Genomic DNA, 20,003 nt, shown 5'->3' on the forward strand with positions numbered 1-20,003 from the left:
AAATTCAGAATTTACGGAAAGGGGTGAGTGTATGGAACATCCAGTATTAAATGTTAGTGGATTAGAAACGCACTTTTTTACTGATGATGGAGAGATTCCAGCAGTAGACTCCGTTGACTTTCATGTAAATAAAGGTGAAGTACTTGGGATTGTTGGGGAGTCTGGCTCTGGAAAGAGTGTGACTTCATTGTCCATCATGCAACTTATTCAGGCCCCAGGAAAAGTTGTAGGAGGAGAAATTACATACAAAGGGGAAAACCTTCTTACGAAATCAGAGAAAGAGATGAGAAAAATAAGGGGAAATGAAATTGGAATGATCTTTCAGGAACCGATGACATCCCTTAATCCTGTATTTAGAATCGGCAATCAGCTCGTTGAAGGAATTCGAATACATAAAAAATGGAACAAGAAAAAATCCTGGGAGCATGCTATATCAATTCTTAAACTAGTTGGGCTTCCACGGGCTGAAGAACTTATGAATGATTACCCTCATCAATTATCTGGGGGAATGCGGCAGCGCGTTATGATTGCGATGGCGATGGCATGTGAACCAGAAGTACTCATTGCGGATGAGCCAACAACAGCTCTTGATGTGACGATTCAAGCTCAGATTCTCGAGCTCATGAAGAAATTGAACCAAGAAACTAATACATCGATTATTATGATTACACACGATCTGGGTGTAGTCGCAGAAATTTGTGATCGTATTGTTGTTATGTACTCTGGCAAAATCGTTGAGCAGGGAAAAACAAGTGACATTTTTCAGCATCCAAAGCATCCGTATACGATTGGGTTAATCGAATCAGTACCTGATGTGAGAGTTCGAAAAGACAGGCTGTATTCTATCCCTGGAAATGTGCCAAAACCAGGTTCGATTCAAAAAGGATGTCATTTTGCTCCGCGTTGTAGTTTTGCTTTCGATAAATGCTTTGAAGAGAATCCAACGTTGTTAGATGCAGGACCAGGACAACAGGCTAGGTGCTGGCTTCATGAAGACGAGAAAAAAGCAGCTATATTAGAGAATGTGAAAAGCTAAAGGGGGCGCCTATTTTGCAAGAAGCATTACTTGAAGTAAAACAGCTTAAGAAGCATTTCCCAATTCAGGGAGGCGTACTTAAACAGCAGGTAGGAACAGTGAAGGCTGTGGACGGTGTAACTTTTACCTTACATAAAGGAGAAACATTTGGGTTAGTTGGGGAAAGCGGATGTGGGAAGTCTACAACTGGTCGGATGTTGATGAGACTTCTTGAGCCAAGTGAAGGGGAAGTTCTCTTCGATGGAAAAGAAATGACCAGTTTAAACAAAAAGGATCTTCGTCACCTTAGAAAAGATATTCAGATGGTCTTTCAGGATCCTTTTGCATCTCTTAATCCGAGACATACAGTTGAGAAAATTATCGAAGAACCTCTTATCGTTCATCAGCTTGGTAATAAAGCAGAGCGTAAAAAAAGGGTAAGAGAACTTCTTGAAATTGTTGGTCTTAGTGCCTACCACGCCAAACGTTATCCTCACCAATTCAGTGGTGGACAGCGACAAAGAATAGGTATAGCACGTGCACTTGCAGTTAATCCGAAGTTAATTATTGCGGATGAACCTGTTTCAGCACTTGATGTTTCGATCCAAGCTCAAGTATTAAATCTTTTAGAAGATCTTCAGAAAGAGCTTGGACTAACATATTTGTTTATAGCTCATGATTTAGGAGTTGTTCGTCATATTAGCGATCGTGTCGGAGTGATGTACCTTGGGCGCATTGTTGAAATGGCAGATAGTGAAAAGCTCTATTTGGATTCAAAACATCCGTATACACAGGCTCTTCTTTCAGCGGTGCCGGTTCCAGATCCTGAATATGGGAAAGACAGAATTATTCTTACTGGAGATGTACCAAGTCCATCTAATCCGCCATCAGGGTGTCCTTTTCACACAAGATGTCCTAAGGCGATGGACGTGTGCAGCTCCGTAGTTCCCGAATTCAGGGAGATAGAACCTGGGCACTATACAGCGTGTCATCTGTATGAAGAAGACCATGTATAAATCACACACATGACTAAGGGGGAAGAACATGAAGAAGACCATTTTTTCATTAATGTTTGTATTGCTTCTTTCGATTGGTCTAGCCGGTTGCGGTGGATCTAACGAAACGAATGGCAATGGTGGGGGAGACTCCGGAGACGGAGGCGAAGAAGCAGGTGGAACGTTGATCTTTGGTCGCGGTGGTGACTCCGTATCACTTGATCCAGCGTCTGTTACAGACGGGGAATCATTTAAAGTAACAAAGAACATCTTTGATACTCTCCTTGATTACGGTGATGATAACACAGATGTACAGGAAGCACTTGCAACAGAGTGGGAAGTTTCTGACGATGGCAAGACGTATACGTTCACACTTCGTGAGGGCGTGAAGTTCCATGACGGTACAGACTTTAATGCAGACGCCGTTGTTTACAACTTCGAACGTTGGATGAATGGGAATGAAGAAGCTTTCTATTACTATAAATCCATGTTCGGTGGATTTAAAGGTGACGAAGGACACGTTATTGAAAGTGTAACGGCGAAAGACGATTACACAGTTGAATTTAAATTGAAGCGTCCACAGGCGCCATTCTTAAAAAATATCGCGATGTCTCCATTTGCGATTGCTAGTCCAGATGCACTTGAAAAGCAGGGCGATAAGTTTGGTGAAAATCCTGTAGGTACTGGTCCGTTCGTATTTGATCAGTGGAACAGAAATGACAAAATCGTTCTAAATAAAAACGAAGAGTACTGGATGGATGGTTATCCAAAACTTGATAGTGTTATTTTCAGAGCGATTCCTGATAACTCAGCACGTCTAAATGCCTTAATGGCTGGGGAAATCGATTTGATGGATGGCCTTAACCCTTCTGATGTTCAGCAGGTAGAAGACAATGGCGACCTTCAAACTTTCTTCCGTCCTTCTATGAACGTTGGATACGTTGGATTGACAACAAATCGTGGGCCATTAAAAGATAAGCTTGTACGTCAGGCGCTGAACCACGCTGTGGACAAGCAAGCGCTTATCGATTCTTTCTATGCTGGACAAGCTGAACCAGCGAAAAACCCAATGCCTCCGGTAATCGGTGGATATAACGATGATATTGAAGGTTATGAATATGATCTTGATAAAGCGAAGGAACTTCTAAAAGAAGCTGGCTATGAAGATGGTTTTGAAATGGAGCTTTGGGCAATGCCTGTTCCACGTCCATATATGCCAGATGGTCAAAAAGTAGCAGAAGTTCTTCAGAAAAGCTTCGCAGAAATTGGCGTAGATGCTGAAATCAAATCGTACGAGTGGGCAACTTATCTTGAAAAAGCTCGTAATGGTGAAGCTGATAGCTTCTTGCTAGGTTGGACAGGGGATAATGGTGACGCTGATAACTTCCTATATGTACTCCTTGATCAGGATAACATTGGAAGCAACAACTATACGTACTATGAAAACCAGGAGCTTCATGATCTTCTAATCGAAGCACAGTCGACTCCAGATGAAGAAGAGCGTAATAAGATTTATGCAGAAGCTCAAGAAATCATCCATGAAGATGCACCGTGGATTCCTCTTGTACATTCTAAGCCAGCACTTGGTGGCTCTAGTACAATTAAAGGATTCTCACCGCATCCAACTGGTTCTGACAAGCTAACGAAAGTAACGCTTCAATAGGAAATAAAGAAGGGGAGTGATAAACTCCCCTTTTATTCTTCAAAATAAATTAGTTTTATACATATAGAACGGCATGTGATTTTACAGATGGAAGAAGAGGTGAGTAGATGCTTGCTTATACAGTTAGACGATTGCTAATGCTTATCCCGGTTTTATTTGGAATGACACTTATTGTGTTCTTTATGATTCGAGCTATTCCTGGAGATCCTGCCCAGGTCATTTTAGGTCAACAGGCAACAGAGGAAGCGATAAAAAGTTTAACCAAACAGCTTGGCCTCGATCAGCCGTGGTATCTACAATATATCGACTATATTAAAAACTTGTTTACAGGTGATTTAGGCACATCTCTTCGAACAAGTTCAGATATTAGTGGAGAAATTTGGCCATATCTTGCTGCTACTCTTGAACTGTCGCTTGTGGCGATGGTTATAGCTATTTTTATTGGCGTCAATGCAGGGATTATTAGTGCATGGTTTCAAAACTCTTGGTTCGATTATACGGCTATGGTACTTGCGCTAGTCGGTGTGTCGATGCCTGTTTTCTGGCTTGGTTTGATGGAACAATGGGCATTCTCGCTTGAACTTGGGTGGCTACCATCCACAGGTCGCGAAAATGTGAGAAACCCTGTTGATGCTATCACACATCTTTATCTTATTGATACCTTACTTCAGGGAAGAATGGATCAATTTGTAGAAGTGGTTAAGCATTTGATTCTACCTGGTATTGCTCTTGGAACAATACCGATGGCTATCATTGCTCGAATGACACGCTCAAGTATGCTTGAGGTTATGCGCTCTGATTTTGTTCGAACAGCTCGAGCAAAAGGTACAAAGATGTTTTGGGTTGTGTATAAGCATTCATTAAAAAATGCATTTATTCCTGTACTTACTGTTATTGGACTTCAAATGGGTCTCTTACTAGGTGGAGCTATTCTTACTGAAACTATATTTGGTTGGCCAGGAATCGGTCGTTATATTTACGACGCCATTAATTTCAGAGACTACCCAGTGATTCAATCTGGTATTCTCATCGTTGCTGTCATCTTTGTTTTTATTAATCTCATTGTCGATCTGTTATACGCTGCAATTGATCCTCGAATTAAATACAACTAAAGGGGGCTTCTAAGATGGCTGAAATTGCTCCGCAAAAAAAAGTGAATGTTCAAAAGCAACCAGATGAAGAAGTATTATCGCCATGGCGTGAAGCCTGGAAAGGATTCAGGAGAAATAAGCTAGCGATGGTCGGCATGGGGATTGTACTTTTTTTCATTCTTCTAGCGATCTTTGCAGGGGTCATCGCTCCTGAAGGGATTAACGAACAAAAATTAGGTGAACGACTTCAATCTCCATCAGCCAGTCATTGGTTTGGAACCGATGATTTCGGTCGCGATATTTTATCACGTATAATTTATGGGGCAAGAATTTCTTTATGGGTTGGCTTTTTTGCTGTACTAGGTTCAGCGGCGGTAGGGAGTTTACTAGGTATGGTAGCAGGTTATTACGGTAAGCTAGTGGATACGATTATTTCACGTATATTTGATATTATGCTTGCGTTTCCAAGTATTCTTCTTGCTATTGCTGTTGTTGCTGTACTAGGACCATCGCTAAGAAATGCACTTATCGCGATTGCGATTATTAATATTCCTAACTTTGGAAGGCTTGTTCGATCAAGGGTGTTAAGTGTGAAGCAGGAAGAGTATGTTATGGCGGCTAGAGCTGTTGGGATGAAAGATTCAAGAATCATTTTTCATCATATATTGCCAAATTCACTTGCACCTATAATTGTGCAAGGAACACTTGCAATTGCAACGGCTATTCTGGAGGCAGCGGCCCTTAGTTTTCTTGGTCTTGGTGCACAGGCACCACAGCCTGAGTGGGGGAAAATGCTTGCAGATTCACGTTCGTATATTATTCAGGCACCATGGACTGTATTCTTTCCGGGACTTGCGATTATGCTAACGGTTCTTGGATTTAACCTACTTGGTGATGGTCTTCGAGATGCGCTTGATCCAAAAATGAAGAAATAAAAAAATCAGCCGTATCGGCTGATTTTTTTATTTGGCATGAAGTTCCTGAATATCAACTTCATTTTCTTCCTGGTGATAGGAATGAAAGCTATCGACAAGTAAATCAAGGTGTTCAAGATGATCGTGGTAATCGATAATCATTCCGATTAGGGGGAATATTGTCATCCAAAGCTCGCGATTACATTCGCCATTTTCGTATAAGTCAACATAGCGTTCGGTTAAGGTAGACTCCCCAGATCCAACGGTGTTTAACATTTCCTCGGGAGACTGGTTCCTCACTTTTCCGATATATTTTAAATGGATGCGTTCGTGATAATTTGTTAGCTCATCGAGATGAGTCTGAATCATCTTCCTGACCTCGTCAGGCATGATCAAAATCTTCACATCAAGTTGATCAAGCATTTTTAGTATAGCAAGTGACTTTTCTGTTGTAGCAATCATCTGTCTAAATAGGACGAGCTTACGTGCTTTTACAAAATCTCTGCGTTTGAAGTACGTACGCTCTTCTTTGTATAGAAGAAAATACTGATCACTTTTAACTGTATCTTCTTTCAACTTAATTAAGTTCTCTTTCAATACTTTATGTTCGGCATCGTTTCTAGTAGCAAGCCTGATCCACTGTGAAATATATTCTGTATTGCTCACAATTTTGTGGAATAATTTCGTTTCATATCTCGGTGGCACGAAAACTAAGTTCACAAAGAAAGAACTGATCACACCGACCATAATGACTAAGAATCGGTTTGTCGCAAAAGTGATGAATTCCTCCTGAGGAGCATTCATAATTAAAATAACAGTTACGATTGCGAGTGGAATCGTACTTTCGATTTTTAATTTAATATTAATGGCGATAATGATGATCGCACCTAGACCAATTACGATTGGCTGATTTCCAAAGAGCAGAACGAGTATAACTGCAAGCACGGCTCCAATAATATTGGATTGAAATTGATCAATAACGGTTTGATAAGATCTGTAAATCGACGGCTGAATGGCAAATAATGCAGCTACGCCAGCAAAGGTCGGAGGCTCGAGTCCAAGCCATGTTGCAATATAAAGTGCGAGAGTAATCGCTAGCCCTGTTTTAAAAATACGGGCACCAAACTTCATTCTATTGTAAGTCCTTTCGTCGAGTACTTTTAGTATAGAGAGTATCCTCTATTTCCTCTTTTAAACATATGAGACGTTCTAGTTATACATCGGAATGGTCAGGATAGCAAGCCCTATTTTCAATAATAACAAAGATAGTAGAAAAGACAGAATGAAGGAACTTCATTCTGTCTTTTCGCTAAGCCATTTGATGAAAGACGCGCTTTACTGCTTCAAGCGTATCATCGATATCTTTTTCAGTGTGTTCTGTTGTTAAGAACCATGCTTCATATTTAGAAGGGGCAAGGTTGATACCTTCACTGAGCATTAGTTTAAAGAAGCGGGCGAATTTCTCTCCATCGGAGTCTTCAGCTTGTTTGTAATTAATAACCTTCTCGTTATTAAAGTAGACAGTTAAAGCTCCTCGGAGACGATTGATTGTAATTTGGATACCAGCTTCCTGTGCATGAAGGAGGATTCCCTTCTCAAGACGTTCTCCAAGTTTGTCTAAATGATCATAGACGCCCTCTTCTTGAAGAACTTCAAGACACGCAATACCGGCTGAGATAGAGGCTGGATTACCTGCCATTGTCCCAGCTTGATAAGCTGGACCAAGTGGTGCAACGTGTTCCATAATCTCGCGTTTCCCACCGTATGCGCCGATTGGAAGGCCACCACCAATGATTTTTCCTAGTGCCGTCATATCCGGTTCAACATTAAGTAAGTTTTGGGCACCACCATACATAAAGCGGAATGCAGTGATAACTTCATCATAAATAACGAGCGCCCCATATTGATGTGTGATCTCATTTACTTTTTCAAGGAAACCTTCCTCAGGTTCAACAATTCCGAAATTCCCAACAATCGGTTCAACGAGAACTCCGGCTACTTCATCTCCCCATTTCTCCATTGCTTCTTTATAAGCTTCAATGTCATTAAATGGTACGGTGATAACTTCTTTAGCGATGCTTTTTGGGACACCCGCTGAGTCAGGACTTCCAAGGGTAGCGGGACCAGAACCGGCGGCAACTAGCACAAGATCAGAGTGTCCATGATAGCAGCCAGCAAATTTCACAATCTTGTTGCGACCTGTGTAGGCTCTAGCTACGCGTATCGTTGTCATTACTGCTTCCGTACCAGAGTTCACAAATCGAACGCGCTCTAGAGAAGGGATGGCTTCTTGAAGCATCGAACCGAACCGATTTTCTAAGACGGTTGGTGTACCGTATAACACGCCGTTCTCAGCTGCTGTTGTGATGGCCTTAGTAATATGTGGATGCGCATGACCAGTGATGATAGGGCCGTATGCTGCAAGGTAGTCTATGTATTTGTTACCATCGACATCCCAGAAATAAGGACCTTTAGCTGTTTCCATAAAGACAGGAGTGCCTCCTCCAACGCCTTTGTATGAGCGAGATGGACTGTTTACGCCACCTAGCATAATATCGAGTGATTCTTTATGATGTTGTTCTGATTTCGTGAAATTCATGTTGACCTCCTTGTAATGCTTGTTCATCAAACTCCATTGTAGCATGACTAGAGTGTAACGAAACACTCTTGCCGCTTAAGTGAAAGCTCAAATATTGTTTATTACAAGCTGCTCTTGTAAACTAAGTTGGTGTGTTAAAAGGAGGAAGACGTATGGAAAAAGTGATTGATGTACAGGAACTGCGTAAAGATTTTAAATCTCACTCGAGTCGTTCTGGTTTAAAAGGAGCGTTTCGAGATCTTTTTACGCGTAATTATAAGGTCATCTCGGCTGTTAAAGATATTTCTTTTACCATTAATGAAGGTGAAATGGTAGGTTATATTGGAGAAAATGGAGCCGGGAAGTCGACGAGTATCAAAATGCTAACGGGTATTCTAACGCCCACTTCTGGAACTGTTCGTGTAAATGGAATGGATCCACATAAAGAACGAGAGAAGTTTGTTCGATCCATTGGAGTTGTATTTGGGCAACGATCTCAATTGTGGTGGGACATTGCCGTACAAGAATCATTTCGTTTGCTTAAAAAAGTCTATAACGTACCAGATGATGTTTATAACGAGCATATGAATCATGTGATTGAGTCTCTAGATATTGGTCCTTTACTTGATAAACCGGTTCGGAAATTATCGCTTGGCCAGCGTATGAGGTGTGAGTTAGCCGCAGCTCTTCTTCATAACCCTAAGCTTCTATTTCTAGATGAACCGACAATTGGACTTGATGTGCTAGTTAAATTAAAGATCCGTAATTTCTTAAAAGAGATTAATGAGAAGTATAAGACAACGATTTTACTTACGACTCATGATCTTACGGATATTGAAGCGTTATGTGATCGGGTTGTTATGCTAGATGAAGGCCAGATTATATATGATGGCAAGCTTGCAAAGCTTCGTTCTAATTGGGGAGAAGGGAAGCAAATTGAATTTCAATTTGGTGAACAGGTTAGTGGTGAACAACTTCAACCTTTATTGAAGGAACTTGAAGCAGAATGGACAAAAGGTGATCGCGAGAATGTGTGGATCGCGAATGTAGTGAATGAAGAGCATGTCATTTCCGAAGTAATTGGGAGAGTCGTAGCAGCAAACAGGATTACGGATATTAAGATTCATGAAATTTCGACTGAAGAGATTATTCGAAATATCTATGAAGAGGGCATGCGTAATGGGTAAGTACATTGAGATGATTCGCGTCCGCTTCTTAATGATGCTTGCCTATCGGACGAACTATTATAGCGGAATTTTAATTTACAGCATTAACATTGGTGCTTACTACTTTCTATGGAATGCGATTTACGGTGGAAAAGGGGAAATTGAAGGATTATCAGTTATTCAAATGACAACATATGTTGCTGTGGCTTGGATGGCAAGAGCTTTCTATTTTAATAATATTGATCGAGAAATCGCTCAGGAGATTAAAGAGGGAAAGGTAGCAGTTGAATTTATACGCCCCTATCATTATTTAATAATGAAGACGATGCAGGGGCTTGGAGAAGGGATTTTTAGATTAAGCTTCTTCTCAATTCCAGGGATGATTATTGTTAGCCTCATTTTCCCGATTGAATTTTCGGCTGCACTGTCGACGTGGTTGTTCTTTATGGTAGCAATTATTCTAAGTTTTATTGTTAATACTCAAATTAATCTGCTGACAGGCGTTATGACCTTTTTCTTCTTTAACAACGATGGACTGATTCGAGCAAAGCGCGTTGTGATTGATTTGTTCTCAGGGTTATTACTTCCAATTAGTTTCTATCCAGGTTGGGCACAGAATGTCATGGACTTTCTACCGTTCCAAGCCATTAGCTATATTCCAAGTATGATTTTCACAGAAGGTTTTACTGGAAGTGCGGTTTGGGAAGCGATTCTTTTCCAGCTTGTCTGGGCGGTTATTTTGATTCTTCCAATTCAAGCGCTATGGGTAATTGCCAAAAAACGCTTGATTGTGCAGGGAGGGTGACAAATGAAGCATGCTAGTATTTTCTTTCTATATGTCTCGCAATATATGAAAACGAGATTAACTTATCGTGTAGATATGCTAATGGAAATTATGTCTGACTTATTGTTTCAGGCAGTTAATTTGATTTTTATACTTGTCGTGTTTGGGCATACAAATATGCTTAGCGGCTGGTCGAAGGATGAAATCATCTTTATCTACGGATTTTTCCTCGTTCCTTTTGCTATCTTCGGAGCATTTTTTAACATTTGGGACTTTAACGAGCGGTATATTGTTAAGGGTGAAATGGATCGGATTCTAACAAGACCCGTTCATAGTTTATTTCAGATTATTTTAGAACGAATGGAGCTTGAATCTTTATTTGGGGTTATCACAGGAATCGCTGTTATGGTTTATGCGGGGAATCGACTTGATCTAAGTATGTCCTGGTACGATCCTATTGTATTTCTCTTTATGGTTTTAGGTGGTGCATTTGTGTATGCAGGTATTTTTATTCTACTAGCAAGCATTAGCTTTTGGTCTGATAGCAGAACAAGTATTATGCCAATGATGTACAATATCGGGAACTATGGGAGATACCCAGTGGATATTTATAATAAAGTGATTCGCTTTGTATTAACGTGGATCTTACCATTTGCTTTTGTAGGAGTGTATCCATCAGCTTATTTCTTAGGTCGTGAAGAATGGTATGGTTATGCTTTTCTTACACCTGTTATGGGAGTGGCGTTTTTTGGATTCGCCATCTTTATGTGGAATATTGGCGTCACGAAATACAGGGGCGCAGGTAACTAAAAAGTCCAGAGGGATCTCCCTCTGGACTTTTTGTTTATGATTAGACAGTTTCTAATAATGATAAATCGATCGTTTCTTTTAATTTTTTCATGCCAAGCCTAACGCGACTTTTCACTGTTCCAAGGGGAATCTTCTTTTTGGAAGCTACTTCTGCTTGACTATAACCCTCTAAGTAGATGAGTTTAAGAATTTCTTTTTGTTCTGTATTCAAAGTATTTAAGGCTCCATCAATCATATCTTTGTTTCCAAAGTCATCTTGAATATAAAGTTCTTTATCGACCAACTGGTGATCTTCAACAACTGTTTCTTTAAAATTACGCTGCTCTTTCTTAATCCGATCAATAGCTCGGTTTCGTGTGATCTGGTTAACCCACGAGGAGAGTTTACCTTTATCAGGCTTGAATTGATTTCGCTTATTCCAAACTTCTAAATAAACATCCTGAACGATCTCTTCGGCAATTTGCTGGTCATTTACAATGCGACGGGCGATTCGTAAAAGAGTCTGGTGGTTTTCTACACAAAAAATTTTGAAATGATCTTCATTTCCACTTTCCCAGTAAGCAATCGCATAATTGCCTTTACTCATTAATAAGTTCCTCCTCCGAGCTTTGCTAGTAGCTTTATTCCCTTGAATTCGAAATAAAAACAATGAAAGTGTAAAAAAGTGATCCGATTGCAAATATTTTGTCGTATTAGTTAATGAACAAAGGTTATACAAAAGTATAACAAAAATTAAATAAAGGGAGCGGATTGAATGCTTAGGAAGTTTATGGCAGCCGCAGTTGCGATGGTTATGATGTTTGGGATTATTGGTGGTACGGCATTCGCAGATAATCATGAAGCAATGGTACGAGTGATTCATGCGTCTCCAGATGCACCTGCAGTTGATGTTTATGTAGATGGTGAGGCAGTTGTAGAAGGTGCTGAATATAAACAGGCGACAGAATACATGGCTCTTCCTGCAGGAGATCACGAAATTGAAGTATTCCCAGCTGGTGAGAATGGAGAAGGCGAGCCGGTTATCAGTCAGTCAGTGACGCTTGAAGAAGGCATGAAGTATTCTGCTGCTGCAGTAGGTACGCTAGATAGCATCTCCCTTTGGGCGCTAAGCGATGATATGGAAGCTTCTAAAGGAAAAGCAAAAGTAAGGGTTGTACATGCGTCTCCAGATGCACCTAATGTAGATGTAGCCGTTAAAGACGGAGACGTTCTATTCTCAGATGTAGCATTTAAATCAACGTCAGACTACGCTGAAGTTGATCCTATGACTGTTGATCTTGAAGTTCGACCAGCAGGTTCTGAAGACGTTGTTCTTGAGATTCCTGGTGTTGAATTAAAAGAAGGCTATGTTTACTCTGTTTATGCGGTAGGTCTTGTAGAAGGTGAACCAACTCTTGAAGCATGGCCGATGGTTGATGCGACAAATATGCCTTCAGACATGCCCCAAACAGGTATGGGTGGTACAGCTGATCAGTCTCATACAGTTGCATGGGCACTTCTTGGAGGAGCTATTCTAGCAGCAGGAACTGGAATTTATCTTCGTAAGAAGCAAACAGCTTAAATCAAGGTAGAAGGAGGAGCGCATATGCCGTTTAAAAAGCTTTTATTAAGTATGTTACTTTTAGGAGCAGCGGCAGGCTGCTCCTCTTCTTCTAATCAATCAGATGAAATGAAAGAAGTTTTACCTAATAATGAGGAAACACATCTGATCTCTGCTCCAGATTTAACAGCATCTTCTTCATCTAAGAGTAACGAATCCGTTGAACCTGCTTTAGTAGGAATCATTCCAGCCCAATTATCCATTCCAGCTATTAATGTAGACGCAAAAGTGGAGCATGTGGGCCAATTAACAGATGGGCAAATGGATGTGCCCAAAGATGAACGTAACGTTGGATGGTATCAGCCTGGAGCGAAACCTGGTGAAAGAGGAAATGCCGTCCTTGCCGGTCACGTTGATAACAAAACTGGACCATCGGTGTTCTTTCACCTTGGAGATTTAGAAGCTGGAGATCTCGTTACAGTTACGGATGAACATGGATTGGCGTATGATTTTGAGGTGCATGCTGTTGAGTCTTATCCTAGAAATAAAGCGCCACTCGAGAAAGTATTTGGAACAAGTTCTAAATCAAGCCTCAATTTAATTACTTGTACAGGGACATTTGATCGAGATGCAGGAACACACGAGGAGCGGATGGTTGTCTACACGACACTTGTTTCAGAATAGTTCGTCCTAAATTCAACGAACACCTCATAAACCTATTATGAGGTGTTTACTAATGCTCTTATTGATTACTTGTGCTATTATTCTTGCCCTTATTAGTGTTGGGAGAAGTATGGTAGCTCTTATGAAAAGAACGAGAGTGCCTGGTAGTCTCCTGTCTGTTTATAAGATGTTTCTACTGTTCCTTGTTTATTTAACGATGATTATCGCTTTTGGGAGTATGTATTTAAGCCTCATTATCCTTGATATTCCTGTACTTCAAGAAGGTCAAATGGATCTTGCGGATATGACATTAACACCGTTTACAAGAGTTCAATCTGTCCTTTATTTCAGTGCGGTTACGCTTCTATCGGTTGGCTATGGAGATCTTACTCCAATTGGAGTTGGAAGATGGATTGCGATTTTTGAGGCGTTAATCGGTTACTTAATGCCAGCCGCATTTTTTGTCACGACCATCGTTGACTATCGTGAAAGCCCCAAGTTGTAAGTTCGAATGAATTTCGTTACGCTTATCTTAAGAAGATTTAAGGAGGCGTAAAAATGAGTGTTGAAATTGGTCAAAAAGCTCCAGATTTTAAGTTAGAAGCAAGCACTGGTGAGACTGTGTCTCTTTCAGACTATAAAGGAAAAAATGTTGTGCTTTATTTTTATCCAAAAGATATGACGCCTGGCTGTACGACAGAGGCATGTGATTTTCGAGATCATATTGAAGGATTCGAAGAACTGGATACGGTTATCTTGGGAGTAAGTCCAGACCCAGTCGAGAAACACAAAAAATTTATTGATAAGTATGACCTTCCGTTCCTTCTCCTAGCAGATGAAGATCATTCTGCTGCAGAAGCATATGATGTATGGCAGTTAAAGAAGAACTTCGGCAAAGAATACATGGGGATTGTTCGTTCTACCTTTGTTATAGACAAAGAAGGAACCCTTGTAAAAGAGTGGCGGAAAGTTCGCGTTAAAGAGCATGTGGAATCTGCACTAGGTTACATTAAAGAAAACTTATCATAAGCCTTTGTCTGCGGGACAAAAGACTATACCATTAGATGTTTGCAACATAGAGTATAGTAGATCATATCTTCAGTTGAGAGCGCATTATGCGCTCTTTTTTTGTTAGCGATGTTTCGAAGAGGTTGTTTTGTTTAAGTCATATTGGTCATTCAGCTATACTTAATACATGAAGAAAGGTTAAATAAATGGAGAGTGGTGAAATAATGCAGGTACTATCAACGGGGAAACTGAAGACAAATATTAAAGAGCGCCTTAGAGAAACATATCCAGACGTAACGTTTCATTTTTATCCATCAATGCAAGAAGCGGAGCCTAAACTTGCTGATGCAGAAATTCTTCTTACATATGGAGAGGACCTGAACGCAGAGTTAATTCAGAAAGCTTCTCACCTTAAATGGATAATGGTCCTATCTGCTGGACTTGAAAGAATGCCATTTCAGGCTATTAAAGAAAGAGGTATTCTCGTAACAAATGCACGGGGCATCCATAGCATTCCGATGGCTGAATATACATTATCTGTTATGCTTCAAGTAGCGAGGGATACAAAACAAGTGCTAGCAAATGAATCCTCAAAGATCTGGAAGAAAAAAACGCCTATACGAGAAATTACTGGTAGCTCGATAGGGGTTGTTGGTACTGGTGCCATTGGCAGTGAGATTGCAAGAGTGGCGAAAGCATTTCGAATGAAAACGCTAGGAGTCAATCGATCTGGACATGAAGTAGACCATTTTGATGTGATATATAATAATGAAGAACTTTTATCAATGCTACCGAAATGTGACTACGTGGTAAGTGTGCTGCCTAGTACGAGTGAAACGGCAAATTATTTTACGAAAGAACAATTTGCAGCCATGAAAGAATCTGGGGTATTTATTAATATTGGCAGAGGAGATACTGTAGATGAGCAGTGTTTGATTGACGCACTAAATGAACATCAAATTGCCCATGCTGTATTGGATGTGTTTAAAGATGAACCACTTGATTCGTCACACCCATTTTGGGAGATGGAAAATGTAACGGTTACGCCGCACCATTCAGCTATCTCTGACAATTATCAACCTAGAGCGATTGAAATATTTGAGCATAACTTAATTCAATATCAAAAAGGAACGAATGACTTGAAGAATGTCATTGATCCGGATAGGGGGTATTAATAGTGAAAATTTATACGAAGACAGGCGATAAAGGAGAAACCTCTCTCGTTTATGGGCAACGGGTGTCTAAAAACGATATTCGAGTCGAGGCATACGGAACTTGTGATGAAGCCAATTCCCAGATCGGACTTGCTCTAAGTTATATTGGGGCTACGAACTTCGATGGTAAAGAAGAATGGGGGGCCATTTTTCATAAAATACAAACGTGGCTTTTCCATGTGGGAGCAGAGCTTGCTACACCTAAAGGGAAAAAAGTAGGATGGACTATTGAAGAATCGCATATTAATGAAATGGAAAACCAAATCGACAGCTGGGAGCAGCAGCTTGAACCTCTCAGGAACTTTGTATTGCCAGGTGGACACTCAGCAGGAGCTTGCTTACATGTGGCGCGTACGATTGTCCGTCGCGCGGAGCGTCTTACGACAATGGTAGAAGACGCAAATCCTCTTGTCCTTTCTTTCTTAAACCGTCTCTCTGACTTTTTATTTGTAGCAGCTCGTTTCATTAACTACCATATGGGGGAGAATGAGTCGATCCTTCATCAAGAGCACAAATAAGAAAGAGGCCTATAAGCTTGTCATTATTGACAAAACCCTCTTTCTCCATGTACACTAATTATAAACATTACAAAGTAAGAATGCTTGTTGAAAGCGAGGTGCATGACGAATGGCTGAAGAAAAACTGCATGAAGCAATTGATGCTATGAAAAATTCAGGAGTGCGTATTACCCCGCAGCGTCATGCCATTCTGGAGCATTTAATCCAGTCCATGTCACATCCTACAGCAGATGAGATCTATAAGTCTCTTGAAGGAAAATTTCCTAATATGAGTGTAGCTACAGTTTATAATAACTTGAGAGTATTTAAGGAAATTGGATTGGTGAAAGAATTAACGTACGGAGATGCTTCCAGCCGATTTGATTGTGTCACAACAGATCATTATCATATTATCTGTGATGATTGTGGTAAGATTGTAGACTTTCATTATCCGGGATTGGACGAAGTAGAAACGCTTGCGGAACAGGTAACAGGCTTCCGAGTCGGTGATCACAGAATGGAGATTTACGGAAAATGTCCAGATTGCCAGCAAAGCAAACACTAATTTAAAGAAGGCTTCCACCATTAATGGTGGAAGCCTTCTTATCTTTTACTGCGTTCTTTTTTGGGCTCTTTTCACATTGTATTTCTCATCAAATTCTTTGCCGTCCAAATTAGGGTCCATCGTTAGTGGTTGTTTGCAATGCATACAAGCATCTACACGTCCAAGAACTTTCGTTGGCTTTTCACAGTTTGGACAAACTACCTGGATTGCTCTTGTGGAGAGCATTCCGATCCAGAAGTACACAACCGCACTTGCGATCGTTGCAAGAAATCCAATCAGCATAAAGATGGTCATAAGCAAGACAGATGTCTTGAAGAATATTCCTATATACATAATCGCGATTCCAATAAACACTAGACTCAGTGCGAACGTACGAATTTTATTAATCTTATTAGTATACTTTAGTTGCATTGCAAGTCCCTCCTGCACACAATTATAGCATAACCATGAGGTGTAAGCACTTTCCTTATAAGGTGAATAACGTAATCTGCATTTCATATAGTTGGATATTTTCAAGTAGATAGTGGAAACTTCAAATTCAGGGATTGCTTATTTCATTACAGGATTTATAATATGGACTGTTGAATACTTAAGTTAACGTAGGAAAAGGGAAATTGAATATCGTAAGGAAACAAAAGTATAAGTACTTCTGGAGGATCGAATTATGGAAAACCTTTTAAGACCGATTTATCAAGAGAGAGCTAGTCATCCTGATACACTGGGTGTACTAGTTATTGAAAAGACAAAGCCATTTCACCCGCTTACTGATAATTTTGATGTTGTCCTACTAATCATCGTTCAAAATAACGAGAAACCATGGTTCGTCAAACATTATGATTTTGAAGGAAAGAAAGCTGCTATGCACGTTATAACAGAGCAGCAGGTTAACGAATGGCTAATCTCTGGTAGCCACCGTCGTCTTGTGGCATGGCTTGTTAATGGAAAGATCATTTTTGATCGGAACGAGTACATAGCGGGATTGAAAGAGAGAATTAGAGATTTTCCATATGAAGAGCGCACTCAAAAAATTGGAGTGGAGTTTGCAAGACTTATTCGAAGATATACAGATGGGAAAGAACTTTTCGCTTCTAAGCAATATATGGATGCGTATAACTTTATTCTTCATGCTTTGCACCATCTTGCTCGCTTATCTGTTATTGAGCATGGGTTCCATCCTGAAATTACTGTGTGGAATCAGGTTAAACATATTGAACCTGAAATTTTCAAGTTGTATACCGAGCTTTTATCTGGAGAAGATCCTCTTGATAAACGACTGGAGTTATTGCTATTGGCTAATGACTTTTCTTTATCTTCAAAATCAAAAAACGCAACCGTTCATATAAGGAACATCATGAATGAACGTGAAAGTTTATGGACATATCAAGAATTAATGGAAGAAGAACAGCTAAAGGAATACGGGATAGACCTTGGTGCGCTTCTAGAATATATGATTGAAAAAGGGCTTATCGAAGTTCACCGAAGCGAGACTAAAGGTTCTGGTATTTTCATTCGAGAATATAGCGCTGTATAGGTGATTTATAAAACGGAGAAAAAATATCAAGAAAAGGGTTGACCGTATTTTTTCTCCGTGGTATATTATTACTTGTCGCCGCGAGAGATTAACGCGACAACGAAAAAAACTTTTAAAAGTTGTTGACGTCGGCCGAGTTAATGTGGTACATTAATAAAGTCGCTGAAAACGACAACGAAAGAAACAAATTGATCTTTGAAAACTGAACGAAACGCCATGTAAGTAGTTGTTTCTACGGAAACAAAACATTGTTTTAAAGCTAGATTAAGCTTTCTATCGGAGAGTTTGATCCTGGCTCAGGACGAACGCTGGCGGCGTGCCTAATACATGCAAGTCGAGCGAAGAGATGGGAGCTTGCTCCCTGATCTTAGCGGCGGACGGGTGAGTAACACGTGGGCAACCTACCCTGCAGACTGGGATAACTCCGGGAAACCGGAGCTAATACCGGGTAATACATCGCACCGCATGGTGCAATGTTGAAAGTTGGCTTTCGAGCTAACACTGCAGGATGGGCCCGCGGCGCATTAGCTAGTTGGTAAGGTAATGGCTTACCAAGGCGACGATGCGTAGCCGACCTGAGAGGGTGATCGGCCACACTGGGACTGAGACACGGCCCAGACTCCTACGGGAGGCAGCAGTAGGGAATCTTCCGCAATGGACGAAAGTCTGACGGAGCAACGCCGCGTGAGTGACGAAGGCCTTCGGGTCGTAAAGCTCTGTTGTTAGGGAAGAACAAGTACCGTTCGAATAGGGCGGTACCTTGACGGTACCTAACCAGAAAGCCACGGCTAACTACGTGCCAGCAGCCGCGGTAATACGTAGGTGGCAAGCGTTGTCCGGAATTATTGGGCGTAAAGCGCGCGCAGGCGGTCTTTTAAGTCTGATGTGAAAGCCCACGGCTCAACCGTGGAGGGTCATTGGAAACTGGAGGACTTGAGTGCAGAAGAGGAGAGTGGAATTCCACGTGTAGCGGTGAAATGCGTAGATATGTGGAGGAACACCAGTGGCGAAGGCGGCTCTCTGGTCTGTAACTGACGCTGAGGCGCGAAAGCGTGGGGAGCAAACAGGATTAGATACCCTGGTAGTCCACGCCGTAAACGATGAGTGCTAGGTGTTGGGGGGTTCCACCCTCAGTGCTGAAGTTAACACATTAAGCACTCCGCCTGGGGAGTACGACCGCAAGGTTGAAACTCAAAGGAATTGACGGGGGCCCGCACAAGCAGTGGAGCATGTGGTTTAATTCGAAGCAACGCGAAGAACCTTACCAGGTCTTGACATCCTCTGACAATCCTGGAGACAGGACGTTCCCCTTCGGGGGACAGAGTGACAGGTGGTGCATGGTTGTCGTCAGCTCGTGTCGTGAGATGTTGGGTTAAGTCCCGCAACGAGCGCAACCCTTGATCTTAGTTGCCAGCATTTAGTTGGGCACTCTAAGGTGACTGCCGGTGACAAACCGGAGGAAGGTGGGGATGACGTCAAATCATCATGCCCCTTATGACCTGGGCTACACACGTGCTACAATGGACGGTACAAAGGGCAGCAACACCGCGAGGTGAAGCGAATCCCATAAAGCCGTTCTCAGTTCGGATTGCAGGCTGCAACTCGCCTGCATGAAGCCGGAATTGCTAGTAATCGCGGATCAGCATGCCGCGGTGAATACGTTCCCGGGCCTTGTACACACCGCCCGTCACACCACGAGAGTTTGTAACACCCGAAGTCGGTGGGGTAACCTTTATGGAGCCAGCCGCCGAAGGTGGGACAAATGATTGGGGTGAAGTCGTAACAAGGTAGCCGTATCGGAAGGTGCGGCTGGATCACCTCCTTTCTATGGAGAATTACGAAGGTAACTTACGTTACCAACCTTACATGAGCGTTTCGTTTAGTTTTGAAAGAATGATTTATTCTTTCAAACCAGGTGAAGTGATGAAGCTTAGGCGGATTCAAGTAGTAGCCTTGTTCCTTGAAAACT

At 41.3% G+C, this 20,003-nt stretch carries 20 protein-coding genes and 1 rRNA gene; 17 read left to right on the plus strand and 4 right to left on the minus strand.

The annotated features are described in order from the left end of the window. Positions 1–31: 31 nt before the first annotated feature. From AC0VYJ_RS02720 to nikC, 5 genes are all read left to right on the plus strand, one after another. A complete protein-coding gene (locus AC0VYJ_RS02720) occupies positions 32–1,036 on the plus strand; it encodes an ABC transporter ATP-binding protein (RefSeq protein ID WP_475366467.1) in 1,005 nt (334 codons plus the stop codon). A 14-nt stretch (positions 1,037–1,050) separates the two neighbouring features. Continuing rightward, positions 1,051–2,031: an ABC transporter ATP-binding protein gene (locus tag AC0VYJ_RS02725; protein WP_194220086.1), complete on the plus strand. Its 981-nt coding sequence runs from the start codon at positions 1,051–1,053 to the stop codon at positions 2,029–2,031. 28 nt (positions 2,032–2,059) lie between these two features. Continuing rightward, a complete protein-coding gene (locus tag AC0VYJ_RS02730; protein WP_226616544.1) occupies positions 2,060–3,673 on the plus strand; it encodes an ABC transporter substrate-binding protein in 1,614 nt (537 codons plus the stop codon). A gap of 107 nt (positions 3,674–3,780) precedes the next feature. After that, a complete protein-coding gene (locus AC0VYJ_RS02735) occupies positions 3,781–4,785 on the plus strand; it encodes an ABC transporter permease (RefSeq protein ID WP_226616545.1) in 1,005 nt (334 codons plus the stop codon). Between the two features lie 14 nt (positions 4,786–4,799). Continuing rightward, complete coding sequence (gene nikC, locus AC0VYJ_RS02740) at positions 4,800–5,699, plus strand: nickel transporter permease (protein ID WP_194220083.1); 900 nt, start codon at positions 4,800–4,802, stop codon at positions 5,697–5,699. A 27-nt stretch (positions 5,700–5,726) separates the two neighbouring features. Here the strand turns inward: nikC and AC0VYJ_RS02745 are convergent, their stop codons facing one another. Next, entirely contained in the window at positions 5,727–6,809 is a 1,083-nt protein-coding gene (locus AC0VYJ_RS02745; protein ID WP_194220082.1) for an FUSC family protein, read from the minus strand. Between the two features lie 178 nt (positions 6,810–6,987). After that, the gene (locus AC0VYJ_RS02750) at positions 6,988–8,277 is read right to left on the minus strand and encodes a glutamate-1-semialdehyde 2,1-aminomutase (protein ID WP_475366468.1); all 1,290 of its coding nucleotides are present in this window, start codon (positions 8,275–8,277) and stop codon (positions 6,988–6,990) included. A gap of 152 nt (positions 8,278–8,429) precedes the next feature. On the opposite strand from AC0VYJ_RS02750, the gene AC0VYJ_RS02755 reads away from it, so the two are divergent. The 3 genes from AC0VYJ_RS02755 to AC0VYJ_RS02765 are packed head-to-tail and all read left to right on the plus strand — an operon-like array spanning position 8,430 to position 11,016. Beyond that, entirely contained in the window at positions 8,430–9,443 is a 1,014-nt protein-coding gene (locus AC0VYJ_RS02755; RefSeq protein ID WP_194220080.1) for an ABC transporter ATP-binding protein, read from the plus strand. Next, entirely contained in the window at positions 9,436–10,227 is a 792-nt protein-coding gene (locus tag AC0VYJ_RS02760; RefSeq protein ID WP_194220079.1) for an ABC transporter permease, read from the plus strand. The genes AC0VYJ_RS02755 and AC0VYJ_RS02760 overlap by 8 nt, the downstream gene beginning before the upstream one ends. A gap of 3 nt (positions 10,228–10,230) precedes the next feature. Continuing rightward, entirely contained in the window at positions 10,231–11,016 is a 786-nt protein-coding gene (locus tag AC0VYJ_RS02765; RefSeq protein WP_430241500.1) for an ABC transporter permease, read from the plus strand. 40 nt (positions 11,017–11,056) lie between these two features. Here the strand turns inward: AC0VYJ_RS02765 and AC0VYJ_RS02770 are convergent, their stop codons facing one another. Further along, positions 11,057–11,602, minus strand: a complete 546-nt coding sequence (locus AC0VYJ_RS02770; protein WP_475366469.1) for an RNA polymerase sigma factor — start codon at positions 11,600–11,602, stop codon at positions 11,057–11,059. 168 nt (positions 11,603–11,770) lie between these two features. Here AC0VYJ_RS02770 and AC0VYJ_RS02775 point away from each other — a divergent pair, with 168 nt between their 5' ends. The 7 genes from AC0VYJ_RS02775 to perR all read left to right on the plus strand — a co-directional run bounded on the left by AC0VYJ_RS02775 (position 11,771) and on the right by perR (position 16,503). Then, positions 11,771–12,577 (plus strand): DUF4397 domain-containing protein, encoded by an 807-nt coding sequence (locus AC0VYJ_RS02775; RefSeq protein WP_430241496.1) that lies wholly within the window; start codon positions 11,771–11,773, stop codon positions 12,575–12,577. A 24-nt stretch (positions 12,578–12,601) separates the two neighbouring features. After that, positions 12,602–13,240 (plus strand): class F sortase, encoded by a 639-nt coding sequence (locus tag AC0VYJ_RS02780; protein WP_475366470.1) that lies wholly within the window; start codon positions 12,602–12,604, stop codon positions 13,238–13,240. A 52-nt stretch (positions 13,241–13,292) separates the two neighbouring features. Next, the gene (locus AC0VYJ_RS02785) at positions 13,293–13,724 is read left to right on the plus strand and encodes an ion channel (RefSeq protein ID WP_430241492.1); all 432 of its coding nucleotides are present in this window, start codon (positions 13,293–13,295) and stop codon (positions 13,722–13,724) included. Between the two features lie 53 nt (positions 13,725–13,777). Then, positions 13,778–14,248: a thioredoxin-dependent thiol peroxidase gene (gene bcp, locus AC0VYJ_RS02790; RefSeq protein WP_226616553.1), complete on the plus strand. Its 471-nt coding sequence runs from the start codon at positions 13,778–13,780 to the stop codon at positions 14,246–14,248. Positions 14,249–14,451: 203 nt separating this feature from the next. Then, the gene (locus AC0VYJ_RS02795; RefSeq protein WP_475366471.1) at positions 14,452–15,402 is read left to right on the plus strand and encodes a D-2-hydroxyacid dehydrogenase; all 951 of its coding nucleotides are present in this window, start codon (positions 14,452–14,454) and stop codon (positions 15,400–15,402) included. Positions 15,403–15,404: 2 nt separating this feature from the next. Beyond that, positions 15,405–15,959 carry a cob(I)yrinic acid a,c-diamide adenosyltransferase gene (locus tag AC0VYJ_RS02800; RefSeq protein WP_475366472.1) on the plus strand — a complete coding sequence of 185 codons (555 nt, stop codon included), beginning with the start codon at positions 15,405–15,407 and terminating at the stop codon, positions 15,957–15,959. 109 nt (positions 15,960–16,068) lie between these two features. Then, positions 16,069–16,503, plus strand: a complete 435-nt coding sequence (gene perR, locus AC0VYJ_RS02805; protein ID WP_194220070.1) for a peroxide-responsive transcriptional repressor PerR — start codon at positions 16,069–16,071, stop codon at positions 16,501–16,503. 45 nt (positions 16,504–16,548) lie between these two features. Here perR and AC0VYJ_RS02810 read toward each other — a convergent pair whose 3' ends face one another. Beyond that, the gene (locus AC0VYJ_RS02810) at positions 16,549–16,914 is read right to left on the minus strand and encodes a YgzB family protein (protein WP_224598799.1); all 366 of its coding nucleotides are present in this window, start codon (positions 16,912–16,914) and stop codon (positions 16,549–16,551) included. Positions 16,915–17,167: 253 nt separating this feature from the next. Between AC0VYJ_RS02810 and AC0VYJ_RS02815 the strand changes: the two genes are divergently transcribed. Together AC0VYJ_RS02815 and AC0VYJ_RS02820 are read left to right on the plus strand one after the other, a co-directional pair. Next, positions 17,168–18,034 (plus strand): nucleotidyltransferase-like protein, encoded by an 867-nt coding sequence (locus AC0VYJ_RS02815; protein ID WP_194220068.1) that lies wholly within the window; start codon positions 17,168–17,170, stop codon positions 18,032–18,034. A 273-nt stretch (positions 18,035–18,307) separates the two neighbouring features. Next, positions 18,308–19,859 (plus strand): 16S ribosomal RNA (locus AC0VYJ_RS02820). Positions 19,860–20,003 lie beyond the last annotated feature (144 nt).

Source organism: Anaerobacillus sp. 63XJN7_5_ISO-PGPR-S23-430 (assembly GCF_056173695.1).

Bases quoted from the DNA above. Each gene is read 5' to 3' on its own strand.
- AC0VYJ_RS02745 (WP_194220082.1), bottom strand. From the start codon at position 6,809: ATGAAGTTTGGTGCCCGTATTTTTAAAACAGGGCTAGCGATTACTCTC.
- perR (WP_194220070.1), top strand. From the start codon at position 16,069: ATGGCTGAAGAAAAACTGCATGAAGCAATTGATGCTATGAAAAATTCA.
- nikC (WP_194220083.1), top strand. From the start codon at position 4,800: ATGGCTGAAATTGCTCCGCAAAAAAAAGTGAATGTTCAAAAGCAACCA.
- AC0VYJ_RS02785 (WP_430241492.1), top strand. From the start codon at position 13,293: ATGCTCTTATTGATTACTTGTGCTATTATTCTTGCCCTTATTAGTGTT.
- AC0VYJ_RS02815 (WP_194220068.1), top strand. From the start codon at position 17,168: ATGGAAAACCTTTTAAGACCGATTTATCAAGAGAGAGCTAGTCATCCT.
- AC0VYJ_RS02770 (WP_475366469.1), bottom strand. From the start codon at position 11,602: ATGAGTAAAGGCAATTATGCGATTGCTTACTGGGAAAGTGGAAATGAA.
- AC0VYJ_RS02795 (WP_475366471.1), top strand. From the start codon at position 14,452: ATGCAGGTACTATCAACGGGGAAACTGAAGACAAATATTAAAGAGCGC.
- AC0VYJ_RS02750 (WP_475366468.1), bottom strand. From the start codon at position 8,277: ATGAATTTCACGAAATCAGAACAACATCATAAAGAATCACTCGATATT.
- AC0VYJ_RS02765 (WP_430241500.1), top strand. From the start codon at position 10,231: ATGAAGCATGCTAGTATTTTCTTTCTATATGTCTCGCAATATATGAAA.
- AC0VYJ_RS02810 (WP_224598799.1), bottom strand. From the start codon at position 16,914: ATGCAACTAAAGTATACTAATAAGATTAATAAAATTCGTACGTTCGCA.
- AC0VYJ_RS02760 (WP_194220079.1), top strand. From the start codon at position 9,436: ATGGGTAAGTACATTGAGATGATTCGCGTCCGCTTCTTAATGATGCTT.
- AC0VYJ_RS02755 (WP_194220080.1), top strand. From the start codon at position 8,430: ATGGAAAAAGTGATTGATGTACAGGAACTGCGTAAAGATTTTAAATCT.
- AC0VYJ_RS02720 (WP_475366467.1), top strand. From the start codon at position 32: ATGGAACATCCAGTATTAAATGTTAGTGGATTAGAAACGCACTTTTTT.
- AC0VYJ_RS02735 (WP_226616545.1), top strand. From the start codon at position 3,781: ATGCTTGCTTATACAGTTAGACGATTGCTAATGCTTATCCCGGTTTTA.
- AC0VYJ_RS02730 (WP_226616544.1), top strand. From the start codon at position 2,060: ATGAAGAAGACCATTTTTTCATTAATGTTTGTATTGCTTCTTTCGATT.
- AC0VYJ_RS02775 (WP_430241496.1), top strand. From the start codon at position 11,771: ATGCTTAGGAAGTTTATGGCAGCCGCAGTTGCGATGGTTATGATGTTT.
- AC0VYJ_RS02780 (WP_475366470.1), top strand. From the start codon at position 12,602: ATGCCGTTTAAAAAGCTTTTATTAAGTATGTTACTTTTAGGAGCAGCG.
- bcp (WP_226616553.1), top strand. From the start codon at position 13,778: ATGAGTGTTGAAATTGGTCAAAAAGCTCCAGATTTTAAGTTAGAAGCA.